This is a genomic window from Psychrobacillus psychrodurans (assembly GCF_050209195.1).
In the GTDB taxonomy this organism is placed as follows: Bacteria; Bacillota; Bacilli; order Bacillales_A; family Planococcaceae; genus Psychrobacillus; species Psychrobacillus psychrodurans.
Genome location: NZ_CP189791.1, coordinates 2,434,698 through 2,451,104 on the forward strand (window position 1 = coordinate 2,434,698; position 16,407 = coordinate 2,451,104).

Annotated in this window: 13 protein-coding genes and 1 other annotated feature; all 13 genes read right to left on the minus strand. The window is 37.4% G+C overall.

Going from position 1 to position 16,407, the window contains the following annotated elements:
• Window positions 1-118 precede the first annotated feature (118 nt).
• The 13 genes from ACQCPR_RS11780 to lon all read right to left on the minus strand — a co-directional run bounded on the left by ACQCPR_RS11780 (window position 119) and on the right by lon (window position 16,381).
• Window positions 119-2,761 carry a valine--tRNA ligase gene (locus ACQCPR_RS11780; protein ID WP_427137111.1) on the minus strand — a complete coding sequence of 881 codons (2,643 nt, stop codon included), beginning with the start codon at window positions 2,759-2,761 and terminating at the stop codon, window positions 119-121.
• Between the two features lie 45 nt (window positions 2,762-2,806).
• Window positions 2,807-3,034, minus strand: a binding site (T-box leader).
• 225 nt (window positions 3,035-3,259) lie between these two features.
• Window positions 3,260-3,856, minus strand: a complete 597-nt coding sequence (locus tag ACQCPR_RS11785; protein WP_093496508.1) for a hypothetical protein — start codon at window positions 3,854-3,856, stop codon at window positions 3,260-3,262.
• A gap of 63 nt (window positions 3,857-3,919) precedes the next feature.
• Complete coding sequence (locus tag ACQCPR_RS11790; RefSeq protein WP_427137112.1) at window positions 3,920-4,504, minus strand: 5' nucleotidase, NT5C type; 585 nt, start codon at window positions 4,502-4,504, stop codon at window positions 3,920-3,922.
• Between the two features lie 24 nt (window positions 4,505-4,528).
• Complete coding sequence (gene ribD, locus ACQCPR_RS11795) at window positions 4,529-5,620, minus strand: bifunctional diaminohydroxyphosphoribosylaminopyrimidine deaminase/5-amino-6-(5-phosphoribosylamino)uracil reductase RibD (RefSeq protein WP_427137113.1); 1,092 nt, start codon at window positions 5,618-5,620, stop codon at window positions 4,529-4,531.
• Complete coding sequence (locus tag ACQCPR_RS11800; protein ID WP_090564073.1) at window positions 5,613-6,371, minus strand: GTP cyclohydrolase II; 759 nt, start codon at window positions 6,369-6,371, stop codon at window positions 5,613-5,615. Before ACQCPR_RS11800 ends, ribD begins: the two co-directional genes overlap by 8 nt.
• 478 nt (window positions 6,372-6,849) lie before the next feature.
• Entirely contained in the window at window positions 6,850-8,145 is a 1,296-nt protein-coding gene (gene hemL / locus ACQCPR_RS11805) for a glutamate-1-semialdehyde 2,1-aminomutase (RefSeq protein ID WP_427137114.1), read from the minus strand.
• A complete protein-coding gene (gene hemB, locus ACQCPR_RS11810) occupies window positions 8,145-9,128 on the minus strand; it encodes a porphobilinogen synthase (protein WP_427137115.1) in 984 nt (327 codons plus the stop codon). Before hemB ends, hemL begins: the two co-directional genes overlap by 1 nt.
• Window positions 9,125-9,889 carry a uroporphyrinogen-III synthase gene (locus ACQCPR_RS11815; RefSeq protein ID WP_427137116.1) on the minus strand — a complete coding sequence of 255 codons (765 nt, stop codon included), beginning with the start codon at window positions 9,887-9,889 and terminating at the stop codon, window positions 9,125-9,127. The genes hemB and ACQCPR_RS11815 overlap by 4 nt, the downstream gene beginning before the upstream one ends.
• On the minus strand, window positions 9,882-10,811 hold the full coding sequence (gene hemC / locus ACQCPR_RS11820; RefSeq protein WP_093496501.1) for a hydroxymethylbilane synthase: 930 nt from the start codon (window positions 10,809-10,811) through the stop codon (window positions 9,882-9,884). Before hemC ends, ACQCPR_RS11815 begins: the two co-directional genes overlap by 8 nt.
• 19 nt (window positions 10,812-10,830) lie before the next feature.
• Window positions 10,831-11,661, minus strand: coding sequence for a cytochrome c biogenesis protein CcsA (gene ccsA, locus ACQCPR_RS11825; protein WP_427137117.1), 831 nt, complete (start codon window positions 11,659-11,661; stop codon window positions 10,831-10,833).
• 79 nt (window positions 11,662-11,740) lie between these two features.
• Window positions 11,741-13,108: a glutamyl-tRNA reductase gene (gene hemA, locus ACQCPR_RS11830; protein ID WP_427137118.1), complete on the minus strand. Its 1,368-nt coding sequence runs from the start codon at window positions 13,106-13,108 to the stop codon at window positions 11,741-11,743.
• A 367-nt stretch (window positions 13,109-13,475) separates the two neighbouring features.
• Window positions 13,476-14,060 (minus strand): ribosome biogenesis GTP-binding protein YihA/YsxC, encoded by a 585-nt coding sequence (gene yihA / locus ACQCPR_RS11835; RefSeq protein WP_090564089.1) that lies wholly within the window; start codon window positions 14,058-14,060, stop codon window positions 13,476-13,478.
• Between the two features lie 2 nt (window positions 14,061-14,062).
• Complete coding sequence (lon, locus tag ACQCPR_RS11840; protein WP_340930042.1) at window positions 14,063-16,381, minus strand: endopeptidase La; 2,319 nt, start codon at window positions 16,379-16,381, stop codon at window positions 14,063-14,065.
• Between the last annotated feature and the right edge of the window lie 26 nt (window positions 16,382-16,407).

A 16,407-nucleotide genomic window follows, 5' to 3' on the forward strand; every position in this document is an offset into this window, starting at 1 on the left:
AAATCACTAGAATACAAATGAGAATCGCTAGAATGAAATGAAGAATCACTAGAATCTGAAGATACTTTTCACCATATAAATAAGCGCACACTCAGATTAACGAGTGTGCGCTCCATTCTTATAGACTATTCAATTCTTCCATACGCTTCAACACAGCAGCGTGTTTTTCTAGATAGTCCGCTTCTTTTGCACGTTCCTCTGCAACTACTGCTTCAGGTGCTTTTGAAACGAAGCGCTCATTAGAAAGTTTTCCTTGTACTAACTTTACTTCTTTTGCCCATTTTTCTAACTCTTTTGTTAAGCGAGCTTTCTCAGCATCTATATCGATTAATCCCTGTAATGGTAGGTATAAAACTGCTCCTGTAACTACAGCAGACATGGACTGATTTGGAGCTTCTAAATCTAATCCAAATACAAGTGGTTCTGGATTACAGAAGCGTTCTAAATACTTAGCACTTGCTTCTAACACCGCTAATGTATTTGAATCCTTCGCTGATACATATAATGGTACTTTCTTGCTCATTGGTGTTTGTACTTCCGAACGAATATTACGAACGGAGCGGATAATTTCAGAAAGTAATTTCATATTATCCGCTTCTTCTTTATTGGAAAGTGCTTCATTTACAGTCGGCCAAGCAGCAACTGTAATCGATTCCCCTTCATGCGGAAGGTTTTGCCAGATTTCCTCTGTGATGAATGGCATAAATGGGTGTAACAAACGCATAGTATTGTCTAAAACATAAGCTAGCACAGAGCGCGTCATATTTTTTGCTGCTTCATCTTCACCGTTTAGCGGAAGTTTTGCCATTTCGATATACCAGTCGCAGAAATCATCCCAGATGAAGTTATAAAGTGCACGACCTACTTCACCGAATTCGTAGCGCTCCGAAAGTCTTGTTACTTGCTCAATCGTTTCATTTAAACGTGTAAGAATCCATGCATCTGCAACAGATTTTTTACCATCTAAATTGATTTCTTCAAATTTCAAGCCATCCATATTCATTAATGCAAAACGAGATGCATTCCAAATTTTGTTAGCAAAGTTCCATACAGCCTCTACTTTTTCAGTAGAGTAACGTAAATCCTGCCCAGGAGATGATCCAGTACTCAGGAAGTAACGAAGTGAATCAGCACCATACTGATCAATAACATCCATTGGATCGATGCCGTTTCCAAGTGATTTTGACATTTTGCGTCCGTCTTCTGCACGAACTAGACCGTGGATTAATACATCGTTAAATGGACGTGATCCAGTAAATTCTATGCCTTGGAAAATCATACGAGATACCCAAAAAGTTAAAATGTCATATCCAGTTGCAAGTGTGTTTGTTGGATAATATTTTTTAAACTCTTCGTTTTCAGCATCTGGCCAGCCTAATGTAGAAAATGGCCATAATGCAGAGGAGAACCAAGTATCTAAAACGTCAGTGTCTTGATTCCAGTTTTCCGCATCTGTAGGAGCTTCATGACCAACATATACTTCTCCAGTTTCTTTGTGATACCAAGCTGGAATGCGATGTCCCCACCATAATTGGCGTGATATACACCAGTCATGAATATTTTCCATCCAGCGTAAATATGTTTTTTCAAAACGGTCTGGAACAAAGTTAACTTTTCCTTCAGTAGCTTGAAGTTTAATCGTTTCTTCAGCAAGTGGTTGCATTTTTACGAACCATTGTGTAGATAGATAAGGTTCAACTACTGCTCCACTACGCTCAGAATGTCCTACTGAATGTGCATGCTCTTCAATTTTGAATAGGATACCTACATCTTGTAAATCTTTTACGATTTGTTTACGGCATTCAAAACGGTCCATACCATCATAAGATGCAGCGTTTTTATTCATCGTACCATCTTCATTCATTACTAAAATACGTTGTAGGTTATGACGGTTTCCTATTTCAAAGTCATTCGGGTCATGTGCAGGTGTAATTTTAACTGCTCCACTTCCAAACTCCATATCTACATAATCATCTCCTACAATCGGGATCTCGCGACCGATAATCGGAAGTTTTACTGTTTTTCCGATTAAATGCTTGTAACGATCATCCTCTGGATGAACTGCAACTGCCGTATCACCTAACATTGTTTCTGGTCTTGTAGTCGCAACATCTATCGATCCAGTACCATCTGTAAGTGGGTAATGCATATGATAGAATGCACCCTGTACATCCTTGTGAATTACTTCGATATCAGATAGCGCTGTTTTTGTTGCTGGATCCCAGTTGATAATGTATTCGCCACGGTAGATTAATCCTTTGTTATACAGCTTTACGAATACTTCTTTTACTGCATTTGATAATCCTTCGTCTAATGTGAAGCGTTCACGTGAATAATCTAAGCCAAGTCCTAGTTTTGCCCATTGTGCACGGATATGACCAGCATATTCTTCTTTCCACTTCCATGTTTCTTCTACAAATTTTTCACGACCTAAATCATATCTTGTAATATTTTCAGAACGCAGCTTTTCTTCCACTTTTGCTTGTGTTGCGATACCTGCATGGTCCATACCTGGTAACCATAGTGCATCATACCCTTGCATACGTTTCATGCGAACAATAATATCTTGTAATGTAGTATCCCACGCATGACCTAAATGTAATTTACCCGTTACATTTGGTGGTGGGATTACGATCGTATAAGGTTCTTTATCGCTTTCTGGATGAGCTTCGAAGTATTTCCCTTCAAGCCACCACTCATAGCGACCTTTTTCAATCGACTGCGGATCATACTTTGTGGACATCGTTGTCTCGTTTGTCATTGTCTGTTCCTCCTAAAAAAGAATATAAAAAAACTCCTATCGTCATTAAAGGACGAAGGAGTTTGTTCGCGGTACCACCTTTATTCGCGAATGCTAATAAAACGCATCACGCTCTCAATTCGATAACGGCTTCAAACCGGCATTTGCTACTCTAGGTTCACAAATACTGCTCGTGGGCTACCTTCAAATGGTGGTTGACAGAAACATTTCAGCAAATTGTTTCCTTTCTTTTGAAAACCAAATCATTTTACTCTTCCCATTCATTGCATCACTATTTACGTTGTTCCTATTGTAAAGGATTTTATTATATGTCGTCAAGTCTAGTATGGTGAAAGGAGAAATACATTGAGAAAAGGTTATAATCCGTATTTGTTGCCTGATTGGTTACGTAAAACACGTTTCTACTGTAAGCATATTAGTATCCCTATTTGTGGATTTCAATTAATACGAGTGCTAATTGTTCCCACCACTTGGGATATCATATTACTGGTCCTATTACTATTCGTCTGCTTTTTGTTTTACAAAAATATTATTTGATGGGAATGAGAGCTTAGAATATCCATCATCTAAATCTAATATAAATTGAAGTTCAAATTCATCGCCTTGAGGATTTTTTACTTCCATTGGCTCAGCAGGATTTGGACTTTCTGCTTCTACAAGAGGTGTAACTGGTGTAGGTTCTGGTTCCGGAGCTTCCTCATATTCACAATGTACTGTCCACCCAACTTCAATAGCCATCTGTTGAGTAGGTTTCGAGTTAATATGGTTCACATGAACTGTTGGCTTGGAACCTTCTTTTAACTTGTCTTTACCAATTTCAATACTCATTGGTACAGCATATTCGAAATAGCCAACCTCACCTTGCAAATCAAGATCCTCAATTTCTGTGAATTCACTAGTAGCATGATGTTCCTCTTCACCTTCTTCGAATTTAACGTGGCAGGTGATGTGATATATACCAACTACTTGGATAAAATCTTCCTTCTCTGCGATTTCACACTGAGGAGTTACTGCTACATTTTTAATTTCCTTTGGAACCCCAAAGCTTTGGGGAAATCGAAATTGCTCTTTTACATCCCATGTTCTTGTTGCCATAAGTCATCCTCCTTCTATAGGACAACTTATGAAATGAACAAAAGGGTTAGAACATATTTCACCCTAGAATTGCTTTTTGTCGTTGTTTTCTTCAACAATTCGCTTTAGTTCAAGCCAATTTGTAAGCCTAGGAATAGTAAGATGTTGGTTATACGATTGTGTTTTAACATAAACTTTTAATGTATCATCTGTCAAAGTATTTAATACGTCTGGCTTATCATCGAAATAATAATCCAACTGTAAGTCTCGAATAATATTCACTTTAGCTTGATCCTTCATGCCACAATAAAAGCGTTCCTCAACGACAGGAAAACCCTGTTCAGCTAGCCATTTCATCGTTCTTTCCCGATGTTCTGTCGGTCTAGCCGTTATATAATAAACCTCATGTCCTTGTTCTTGTAGTGCTACTAGAGTTTCTACAGCATCAGGATAAGTAGGACAATTCGTGTAATATATTTGTTCCAATGTTTCATTCCACATTTTCGAACCTGCTTCATCGGACATTCCAAATAACTCATGTATTTCTACTCTGTTTAGCGCATGAAATTTATCTAACTGCACTTGTTGTCCTAACTTTTCGTTGTAAATATGAAAAGCATGTTCTCTTAATTTGATCAATGTATCATCTATATCAAATCCAAATTTCATATAATATCCCTCATTCATTACACCTTATTTATAAGTTGGATAACCAACAAACTTAAAGTCTTTCCCTATTTTTTGAATATCCGTATCAACAAGCTCTACCGCATCACTCATCAGGTCAAAGCCAGTACCCTCCATAAATGTTGGAGCATTTTTACCACCAATTAGCTTAGGTGCAATATAAATAACAGCTTTATCTATTAATTTATTTTCTAAAAATGCTGCATTTATCGTCCCACCACCTTCGATTAATAAAGAGGATATAGATTTTTCGCCTAATAAATGAACGACCTCTTGTACATTGACATGATTAGGTCCAGTAGTATGGAAAATTTGAACTCCCTGATTGACAAGCTTTTCTTTTTTAACATTATCATAATTAGCACTTGTGAAAATCCATGTTTCAGCTAACTGATCGGTAACGAGCTTTGCATCTAATGGAATTTTCAAAGATGAGTCAAGAACTATTCGAATAGGATTGCGACCATTTTCAATACGAGTAGTTAGTTCGGGGTTATCCTCAATTACTGTATTAACTCCAACTAAAATAGCTAAATGCTCGTTTCGAAGATGATGAACATCCTCTCGTGCATCTGCAGACGTAATCCATTTACTATGTGCAGTATGAGAAGCAATTTTACCATCTAAAGTAATCCCCGATTTTAAAGTGACAAAAGGCTTTTCAGTTACGATAAATTTATTGAATACTTCATTCATTCTTTTAGAAGTTTCTTCCTGAATACCTGAGATTACATTAATTCCAGCATCTTCTAATATTTTCACTCCTCGGCCAGATACTAGTGGATTCGGATCTAGTGTGGCAATGACAACCGTTTCTATTCCAGCATCTATAATCGCTTCTGCACATGGACCTGTTCTTCCGTGATGCGAGCAGGGTTCAAGTGTGACATAAATAGTAGCACCCTTCGCATGCTCCCCTGCCATCCTGATTGCATGAATTTCCGCATGTGGCTCTCCTGGTTTCATATGTGCACCAATACCAACAATGCGATTGTTATTGACGATAACTGCTCCTACTAATGGATTAGGATCAGTTTGTCCTTTCATAGCTCTAGCATTTTGCAGTGCAATATCCATATAAAATGCATGACTAGTCATTTTGAAAAGTCCCTTCTTCCTCCATATGACCAGAGCGATTTATTTTCGTGTGTAAATATTTCTCATTGAATTCCGAAACGTCTCCCCATAATGGTGTACGCCCCTCTATTGCTAAGCCTGCATCCTTTAAAGCGTTAACTTTCTTTGGATTATTCGTTATTAATGTAACTGGTTTCGTGCGCAATACTTTTAACACCTCGATAGCATCGCTGTAATTTCTAGAATCATCTACAAAACCAAGTTTTTCATTTGCCTCTACAGTATCTGAACCATTTTCTTGTAGAATATAGGCCATTGCTTTACTAAATAGACCAATCCCTCTACCTTCGTGGTTTGCTAAATAGAATAATGCGCCAGCTTCGTTATTCACAATCATTTGCATAGACTGTTTTAGTTGGAAGCCACAATCACAACGCTTACTGCCAAAAATATCACCCGTGTGACAAATAGAGTGCATACGGATTAGTGACTGCTCCGCCTCTTTAAAATCTCCGTATACTAACACACTGGACTGTTGGTATTCAGCTAAGTTAGAGGAAGATAAATTATTTATAATTTTTTTGATATCTTCTGTGTATTCATCACTATTTAACCAGCTATACCATTGGAATATAACTGTATTTCCATTTAAATTTACTGGAAGACGTATTGGTCCGACTAGATAAATTGAACTTTCGTCGGTTTTAATTACTTGGATTTTATCTTTCAATACATTCACTACATCATTTGATATTTCTTTCACATTTTGCATTCTAAATCCTCATTTCTCTATAACATAATAGTATCTCTATATTATTCTCGTTAGATTACTTTTCGTAAGTAATTATATTTTAGTAATCTTTTTATGTCAATTATCTTAGACTAAAAGAGCCCTGCAACTAATGCAAGGCTCCAATTTCTATTTAGTTGAGTCAATTTCATAATTACTTGTTTCATTTAAAAATACGAATGTTTACTTAATATCGCAATATGTTATTCGTTTTTTAAAAGCGATCCCGTTGATTGGAGTGGCAGGCGGCGACTCCAGCGGGAACAGCGCGAGCTGAAAGCCCCGCAGGAAAGACATTGGTCGAACTTTGTTTGACCAATGTCTTTGCGACGAGTAACCGCAGGAGCATATGTTTTCGTAGTGACGAGGATATTGAAGCCGTGCCCGCGGAAAGCGTCCGCCTAGAGCGGAAATCAGCGTTGTTCGGATTTAACTATATAATATTCTTTATGAAATTGATTTAGTTGTTAGATAATTTTTCGAAAACTGTATGGAACGCTTGAATTGTTTTCTCTATATGTTCAACGGTATGGGCACTTGAAAGGAATAATCCTTCAAACTGAGAAGGTGGTAAATAAATTCCTTCCTCTGCCATAAGTCGGAAATACTTAGCGAATAATTCTAAATCAGACGTTTTTGCTGTATCGAAGTTAATCACATCTTCATTGGTTAAGAAGAAACCAATCATAGATCCAGCACGGTTCACTGTATGTGGAATATTATATTTTTTTGCTGCTTCTCTGAAACCTTTTTCCAGTATATCGCCTAGCTCAATAAAATAATCATACGATTGTTCGTTTAAACGGGTTAAAGTTTCATATCCGGCAGTCATCGCTAATGGATTACCTGAAAGTGTTCCAGCTTGATATACAGGACCAGCAGGTGCAATCATTTCCATAATCTCACGTTTACCACCAAAAGCGCCTACTGGAAGTCCTCCACCAATTACCTTGCCTAAACAAGTTAAATCAGGTGTAATACCATAATATCCTTGTGCACAATTGTAGCCTACACGGAAACCAGTCATTACCTCATCAAAAATTAACAATGTTCCATTTTTTTCAGTTAGTTCGCGGAGTCCTTCTAAGAACCCTTCAACTGGAGGAACAACACCCATATTACCCGCAACCGGCTCAACGATTACCGCTGCTAAATCATTTCCAAAGTTTTCAAATACATGGCGTACGCTTTCTAAATCATTATACGGTACCGCTATTGTGTTTTTAGCAATAGATTCAGGTACACCTGGGCTATCTGGTAATCCAAGTGTTGCAACACCCGATCCAGCTTTAATGAGTAAGCTGTCGCCGTGTCCGTGATAGCTACCTTCAAACTTCAAAATTTTGTTGCGTCCTGTATAACCACGAGCTAAGCGAAGAGCACTCATGGTTGCTTCCGTACCGGAAGAAACCATACGAACCATCTCGATAGATGGAACACGCTCCATCACTAATTTGGCTAATTTAGTTTCAATTAGAGTAGATGCTCCAAAGCTTGTACCTGTTTCAGCAACTTGTTGGATAGCCTTCACTACATTTGGTTCCGTATGCCCTAAAATTAGAGGACCCCATGAAAGAACGTAGTCAATGTACTCGTTACCATCGATGTCTGTTAAAATAGCACCTTTTCCACTTTCCATAAAAATAGGATCCATATCAACTGATTTAAATGCACGTACAGGACTGTTTACACCACCTGGCATTAACTCTTTCGCTTCTGTAAATGCTTGTTTAGACTGCTCATATGATTTTGTCATTATTTCCCCTCCAACCAACGGGCAACATCTTTAGCATGATAAGTTAATATCATATCTGCTCCTGCACGTTTCATTCCTGTTAGTGTTTCAAGCACTGTTTCTTTTTCGTTGATCCAGCCATTAATAGCTGCTGCTTTTACCATTGCATATTCCCCGGATACATTGTATGCAACAATCGGAGTAGCAAATGTATTTTTTACATCTCGAATAATATCTAAATATGATAATGCCGGTTTGACAATTAGGAAGTCTGCTCCCTCTTGTACATCAGATGAAGCTTCACGTATAGCTTCCATTCGATTCGAATAATCCATTTGGTATGTTTTGCGGTCACCGAATTTTGGTGCTCCATCTGCTGCTTCACGGAAAGGTCCGTAATATGCGGATGCATATTTTACTGCATAAGACATGATTGGCACATCCTTATACCCAGCTTCATCTAAACCAAGACGAATTGCAGCAACAAAGCCGTCCATCATATTAGAAGGAGCAATAATATCGGCGCCAGCTTCCGCCTGACTAATTGCCGTTTTCGCCAACAAATCAAGGGAAGGATCATTTAAAATACGTTCATTTTCATCCACTACACCACAATGACCGTGGTCTGTAAATTCACAAAGACATGTATCTGCTATAACAACTAGTTGTGGATGACGTGCTTTAATTTGACGAATTGCTTTTTGTACAATTCCGTTGTCATGATAAGCCCCAGTACCAACTGCATCTTTTTCAGCAGGAAGTCCGAATAAAATAACAGATGGAATTCCTAAATTCACTACTTCATCTACTTCTTCATCTAAACGATCAAGGGAGAATTGAAATACACCTGGCATGGAAGATACTTCGTTTTTGATACTCTCGCCTTCCATCACAAATATAGGATAGATTAAGTCTTCCTTATGTAGATATGTTTCCTTTACCATTGCTCTAATCCCAGCTGATTGTCTTAAACGACGATGACGTTGAAAAACTAATTTAGTCATTGCACTCTTCCTTTCCATTCCGCTAATTTAACGATGACATCACTTAAAGTGTAGGTATCTGGCATAACCTGCACAGAAACCTTTTTAGATTCTAAAAATTTCTTTGTAATATGTCCGATTGCACAAACCGTGATATTTTCATACCCAAAGGAGGCGCCTATACTTCGATGAAAAAACTCGGCAGTCGAAGGACTCGTGAAGATAATAGAACAACTTTCCTCACTCATTAATAGCGTTTTTATTAATTCCTTATTTTCCTCTAACTCTACTGTTTCATAGATAGTCCATTCATTTACATCATTTTGCAGTCCTGCTGTTATTGTATCTTTCGCAAGATTACCTTTAACAAATAAACAGCGGTCCGTTAAGGATGCTACTGTTGGAAATTCCCGAACAAAAATATCCGCACTAAATGTAGAAGGGGTAAAATCAACGGATAATCCCAAATTTTCAATGGCATTCGCTGTTTTAGTACCAACCACTGCAATTTTAGCCGTAAAAAAACTTGCATCTAGCTGATATTTTACCATTTTCGAATGAAATGCCTTTACACTACTTTGACTAGTAAAAATAAGCCAGTCATATGAGTTTAAACTCTGTAGTAGGTCTAAGTCACGAAGACTAACTATCTCCTTTGTAGCAATCATTGGAGCGATTACTGCATTCCCACCATATCTTTTCACAAGATCTGATGCTTCCGATGATCTTTGAATGCCCGTAAAGATGACATTCTCTCCTAACAAAGGAGTATTATTAAACATTCAAATCTGCCTTCACTTGTTGGATTAAATCGTATGCTCCTTGTTCAGTCACGATTCGTGCTAGTTCCTTCCCAAGTGCATCTGCATTTGTACCAGTTAATATTTCTTTATATACGATAGATGCATCCGGTGCTGCTACTAATCCCGTCATCGTAATTTTATCGTCACTGATTGTTGCATGTCCAGCAATTGGCACCTGGCATCCACCATCCATTGCAGCTAAAAATGCTCGCTCGGCTTCCACTGCAACCCATGTATCATGATCAGATAGCTTTGATAGCTCGTCGATTAATTCTTTATCATCCGCTCGGCACTCAATTGCAAGAGCTCCTTGTCCAACTGCTGGTATGCAATCTTCCACAGACAAATATTCTGTTACTACTTCATCGCTCCAGCCTAGACGCTTCAACCCCGCTGCTGCTAATATAATCGCATCATATTCGCCATCTTGTAATTTTTGCAGGCGAGTATCTACATTACCACGAATCCATTTAATCTCGATGTCCGGGCGCAATAATAATAGCTGGGCACTTCTTCTTAAACTACTTGTCCCAATTACTGCTCCTTTTGGAAGATCAGCAAATTTCACATGGCCTGTTGATATAAAAGCATCACGTTCATCCACACGTTTTGGTGTACATCCCATGACTAACCCTTCTGGTAACACAGATGGCATATCCTTCATACTATGCACAGCAAAGTCGATTTCTTTGTCGTAAAGTGCCTGTTCTATTTCTTTAACAAAAAGGCCTTTCCCACCAACTTTAGAAAGTGTAACATCTAAAATCTGGTCTCCCTTTGTTACAATCTCTTTCACTTCAAACTCAAAAGGTGCTCCCATATCTTTCATTTGTTGAATAAACCAATTAGTTTGAGTTAAAGCTAACTTACTTCTTCTAGATCCTACAATAATTTTACGCATAACTTAACGCGTCCTTTCTTTAATACCAAATATGGAATTGTGATAATTGACTACCTAATAAGAAATTTATCAAAACAAACAAAAAAGCATAAATATGTATCCACGCATAATTCGTCCCTTTAATCTTTGCCGATTTTCTTATTAATAAAACAAGAATATAAATTACTAATACTATAAAAGAATTGACTATCTTAATATCGTAGAGTGGAAAAGCATCTAAAGATATATATGCCCATTCTAACCCAAGAACTAAACTTACAAACAATAATGGAATTCCCGTTAAAATTGACAGACTCATACCATTTTCAGCTTGTTGAAGGGAAGGTAAACGAGTAAATTGTTTTGTCCATTTTTTCTTCTTTAACACTTTATATAGTATTAAATATAATGTCGAAAAAACAAATGCTAAAGCAAAAGCTGCATAAGCTAATAACGCAAACATTATATGAATGAATAACAACTCTGATTTTAAGTTATCCCCGACCAACGACTGGGCCATTGGATTTGGAGCAAACGTATGAATTGTCATAAAAATAAAACCAATCAAGTTCAAAAAGAATGTAGGTAGATCCAATTTAAATACCAATTGTAAAACAAGAGAAAGCATGATAATTAACCAAGCATAAAAATAGATTCCCTCAAACAACGAAAGTATTGGAAACCGTTTCATCTCCATCATATACATGATTAAGAAGATTGTTTGTAAAGTACCAACTGCAAAAAGTAACCACACAGCTAGTCGATGTGCCCTTAGATCCTTATGTAAATAATCAATAAAATAAAAGACAAGGCTTATAGCTTGAAGAATGACCATAATCTCATGAAGCCTTGTCATCGTCAGATCAGTCATAACATTCTCCTTTTACATAGTAAAAAGGCGTTTATTATATCTATTTGTCTCCATACAGATATAAAAACGCCTCCTTTACTTAGTTATATAATAGATTTTCTTTTAAATTTTTCGACTCAATTAATTGTTGTTTTAAATTGATTTTAGCTTTTTCAGCTTGCATAGCTACTTCCTTTTGCACATCCTCTTCTATCCCAAAAATTTGTTGGAATAGTTGAAGCTGAGCTGATGGATCTTTAGCTACAGACAGTTCTTTCGCTTGTAAAATTGGTTCTTTTAAAAGCTGGTTTACGATCGATTTTGTATGCTTACTTAAAATTTTGCGTTCACGATCCGTTAAATTTGGCATTTTATTTTCAATAGAAGCCATTGTTTCTGCTTGAATAGTATTCGCTTTTTGACGAAGTGCTGCAATAATTGGAACAACTCCAAGCGTAGTTACCCAGTCATTGAATTGTTCTATTTCTGTTTCGATCATTTGGTTGATTTGCTGAGCTGCACGTTCTCTTTCAGCTAAGTTTGCTTCCACAATTCCTTGTAAATCATCGATATCATATAAGAATACATTCGGAAGATCACCAATACGCGGATCTAAATCACGCGGCACAGCAATATCTACCATGAATAATGGTTTACCTTTACGAAGACGCTCTACAAACTGCATTAGTTCAAGATCAATCACAAATTCAGTTGAACCTGTTGAACTAATAAGGATATCTGCCTCTAATAATGCACATTGAAGCTCGTCCATCGGTTTTGCATTGCCATCAAATTTAGAAGCAAGCTCCTTCGCTTTTTCAAAAGTACGATTAATGACCGTTACCTTTTCTGCTCCACTACCATGTAGATTTTGAATTGCAAGCTCGCCCATTTTACCAGCGCCTAAAATAACAACATGCTTGTGGTTTAATGAGCCAAATATTTTCTTTCCTAACTCAACCGCAGCGTAAGAAACGGAAACAGCATTCTCTCCAATCGCAGTCTCTGCATGTGCACGTTTTGCAAAAGTTACAGCCTGCTTAAATAATTGATTGAAAATAGTACCTGTAGTTCCGTTTTCTTGTCCATTTAGAAAGCTTTTCTTCACTTGCCCTAATATTTGTGTCTCACCAAGTACCATTGAATCGATGCCCGCTGTAACACGGAACAAATGATTATTCGCTTGGTCATCCTCGTGAACAAATAAATAGGTAGATAAATTTTCTAATGGAATATCAAACCAGTTTGCTAAAAATTGTTTCACATAGTATTTACCAGTGTGTAGTTGATCAACTGTTGCGTAGATCTCCGTACGATTACAGGTAGATACGATGACATTTTCTAATATACTTTTTTGGTCTTGTAATGCTTGCATCGCATTCGGTAACTCCGCTTCGACAAACGACAGTTTTTCTCGAATTTCGACAGGAGCAGTACGGTAATTGACACCAACCACGATTGTATGCATGGAATATGTCTCCCCTTCACGTTCATTTCATAAGTCCAATTATATCATAGCTTTCCGCTAGTTCCTTGTATATTTGTGAACAACATATGAAATCTTATTTAGAATTATTATAAATTAATAATACCAAACACATTCACACAATTCAAACGTTCTGATTCAAATAAAAAAAGTGGAATAATTCAAAAAATAAAGTCGAATATAAGGTTGTTATTCCCTTATTGAGGAGTTTTTAACCTTATGTTATATGTAGTATTAAAAGCTGCAGTATCACCGCTTTATGGAACTGAAAATTATAATGTTATTTAATAAAAAAGCGAGCTCCTAAACGACAGGTCGCTCTGGGAACTCGCTTGAAATACAAATAATATTAAAGAATTCTACTTTCGATTTCAGCCCATGCTGCATCAAAGCCCAATCCTGTTTCTGAAGAAAAAACGATTAGCGGATCTTCTTTATCCATTTGAAGTTCTTCTTTTACTATCTTCTTATGCTTATCCCATTTACCTTTAGGAATTTTGTCTGCTTTTGTTGCGATCACAATACATGGGATATTATAATGCTTTAAAAAATCATACATCATGCAATCATCAGCTGTTGGTGGATGTCTTAGATCAACGATCAACACTACAGCTTTCAATATATTACGTGAAGTAAAATAAGTTTCGATCATTTTACCCCATGCAGCACGTTCTGTTTTAGATACTTTTGCGTATCCGTAACCAGGAACATCCACAAATATCAATGCTTCCTCCAATTGATAAAAGTTCAACGTTTGCGTCTTACCTGGTTTTGAAGAAATCCTAGCCATGCTTTTTCGACCAATCATTTTATTGATAAAGGATGATTTCCCTACATTTGACCGTCCAGCCAAAGCTATTTCAGGTAAGTCCCCTTCTGGATATTGCGCTGGTCTTACAGCACTAATTAGTAATTCAACATTATGGATTTTCATTATTATGCCTCCTCTAGAGCCAGTTGAAGCACCTCTTCAGCATCGGAAACAAAATGGAATGTTAATACTTCGCGAACACTTTCTGGTATATCTTCAATATCGCGCTCGTTATCTGACGGACAAATAATTGTCGTCAAACCTGCACGATGTGCACTTAGTGTCTTTTCTTTTAAACCACCGATAGGTAATACTCGACCTCTTAATGTAACTTCTCCTGTCATACCAACTTCACGTTTTATAGGACGCTTAGATAGCGCAGAGACAAGAGCAGTAACAATTGTTACACCTGCGGAAGGACCATCCTTTGGAACAGCACCCTCTGGCACGTGAATATGGATATCATTACTTTCATAGAACTTTGGATCAATTCCAAAATCCTCCGCTTTTGAACGCACATAAGACAATGCTGTTTGTGCAGATTCCTTCATCACATCTCCGAGCTTACCAGTTAATTGAAGTTTGCCGGTTCCAGCTGATAACGAAACCTCAATTTGTAGAGTATCTCCTCCTACTGATGTATAAGCGAGACCCGTAGCAACTCCAATTTGATTTTCTGTTTCAGCTTGTCCGTACCGGAATTTTCGTTTACCTATAACGTCTTCTAGATTTTTTGTGGTAATGGAAACTCTTTTTTTATCACCCGATACAATTTGAAGTGCAGCTTTACGACAAAGATTTGCTAGTACCCGTTCCAAACTGCGGACCCCAGCTTCTCTTGTATAGTGACGAATTACATCCAGTAATGCATCATCTTTAAGCTGTAGCTGACTTTTCGTCAAACCATGCTCTGCCAGCTGTTTTGGTAATAAATGATTTTTGGCAATAGAGAGCTTTTCTATTTCCGTGTATCCTGCAATCGATATAATCTCCATCCGGTCACGAAGTGGACCTGGGATAGTACTTAAATCATTTGCTGTAGCGATGAAAAGGACATTAGATAAATCATACGTCTCTTCGATATAATGATCACTAAATGTATTATTTTGCTCAGGATCTAAAACCTCTAGCATTGCTGCAGAGGGATCCCCTCTAAAGTCGTTCGACATTTTATCGATTTCATCTAGTAAAAACAACGGGTTAATCGTTCCCGCTTTTTTCATCCCTTGAATTATCCGTCCAGGCATAGAGCCTACGTAGGTTCTACGATGTCCTCGGATTTCCGATTCATCCCGTACTCCCCCAAGTGAGATTCGTACAAAATTACGTCCTAAAGACTCCGCAATTGATTTAGCCAAGGAAGTTTTACCAACACCAGGAGGACCTGCTAAACATAGAATTGGACCTCTTAAGGATTTCGTCAACTGTCTTACAGCCAAATACTCTAGCACACGCTCTTTAACAGACTCTAATCCATCGTGATCTCTATCCAGTATTTTTTCAGAACGTTTTATATCTAATTGATCTTCTGTCGCTTTAGTCCATGGAATAGAGACAATCCAATCGATGTAATTGCGTATTACGCCACTTTCTGGTGCCTGTGAAGGAAGCTTTTCATAGCGGTCTAATTCTTTTAACACATTTTTTTTCGTTACTTCAGGTAGACCAGCTTCGTTAATACGTTTTTTTAGTTCAGCAACTTCACCGGTCTTACCTTCTTTATCCCCAAGCTCCGTCTGAATCGCTTTCATCTGCTCACGAAGATAGAACTCTTTTTGTGTTCTTTCCATCGCATGCTTAACCCTTGTATTTATTTTCTTTTCTAGGTCTAATATTTCTTGTTCATTGTATAAACGAGCGATTAGCCATTCTAATCGTTCTTTGACATCCATTATTTCTAAAATCTCCTGTTTACCAGAAATTTTTAAAGGTAAATGAGAAGCAACCATATCTGCTAAACGACCTGGTTCTTCAATATCAGTAACTGAATTGAACGTTTCTTCGGATACACTCTTAGATGATTTTGAATATTTTTCAAAATTATGTACCAGCGTACGCATGAGTGCTTCGTCTTCCTGATCTGCTTTTTCAGGTTCAATAAATGCAGTCACAGAAACTTCGTCAAAAGTATCAAGACGATTAAAATCATCCCAAATAGCACGTTGCAGTCCTTCTACTAAAACTCGCATTGTACCATTTGGCAACTTTACCATTTGTTTTACTTTTGCAATTATACCAACATCATAAAGATCTGACATCTCTGGTTTTTCCAAGGTCATATCTCTCTGAACAGAAAGGAATAACTTTTCCTCCCGAATCATCGCTTCATTAAGTGCATCGATAGAGCGTTCACGCCCCACATCCACATGTAAAATCATTGTAGGATAAACTAGTAAACCTCTTAGAGGTAGTACTGGATAATATATTTCTTTTTCTTTAGTCATTTGGGTAGTCACCTCCAGCTTATTCT

Coding starts and splice junctions, on each gene's coding strand:
- ACQCPR_RS11780 (WP_427137111.1), bottom strand. CDS start 2,761: ATGACAAACGAGACAACGATGTCCACAAAGTATGATCCGCAGTCGATT.
- ACQCPR_RS11785 (WP_093496508.1), bottom strand. CDS start 3,856: ATGGCAACAAGAACATGGGATGTAAAAGAGCAATTTCGATTTCCCCAA.
- ACQCPR_RS11790 (WP_427137112.1), bottom strand. CDS start 4,504: ATGAAATTTGGATTTGATATAGATGATACATTGATCAAATTAAGAGAA.
- ribD (WP_427137113.1), bottom strand. CDS start 5,620: ATGACTAGTCATGCATTTTATATGGATATTGCACTGCAAAATGCTAGA.
- ACQCPR_RS11800 (WP_090564073.1), bottom strand. CDS start 6,371: ATGCAAAATGTGAAAGAAATATCAAATGATGTAGTGAATGTATTGAAA.
- hemL (WP_427137114.1), bottom strand. CDS start 8,145: ATGACAAAATCATATGAGCAGTCTAAACAAGCATTTACAGAAGCGAAA.
- hemB (WP_427137115.1), bottom strand. CDS start 9,128: ATGACTAAATTAGTTTTTCAACGTCATCGTCGTTTAAGACAATCAGCT.
- ACQCPR_RS11815 (WP_427137116.1), bottom strand. CDS start 9,889: ATGTTTAATAATACTCCTTTGTTAGGAGAGAATGTCATCTTTACGGGC.
- hemC (WP_093496501.1), bottom strand. CDS start 10,811: ATGCGTAAAATTATTGTAGGATCTAGAAGAAGTAAGTTAGCTTTAACT.
- ccsA (WP_427137117.1), bottom strand. CDS start 11,661: ATGACTGATCTGACGATGACAAGGCTTCATGAGATTATGGTCATTCTT.
- hemA (WP_427137118.1), bottom strand. CDS start 13,108: ATGCATACAATCGTGGTTGGTGTCAATTACCGTACTGCTCCTGTCGAA.
- yihA (WP_090564089.1), bottom strand. CDS start 14,060: ATGAAAATCCATAATGTTGAATTACTAATTAGTGCTGTAAGACCAGCG.
- lon (WP_340930042.1), bottom strand. CDS start 16,381: ATGACTAAAGAAAAAGAAATATATTATCCAGTACTACCTCTAAGAGGT.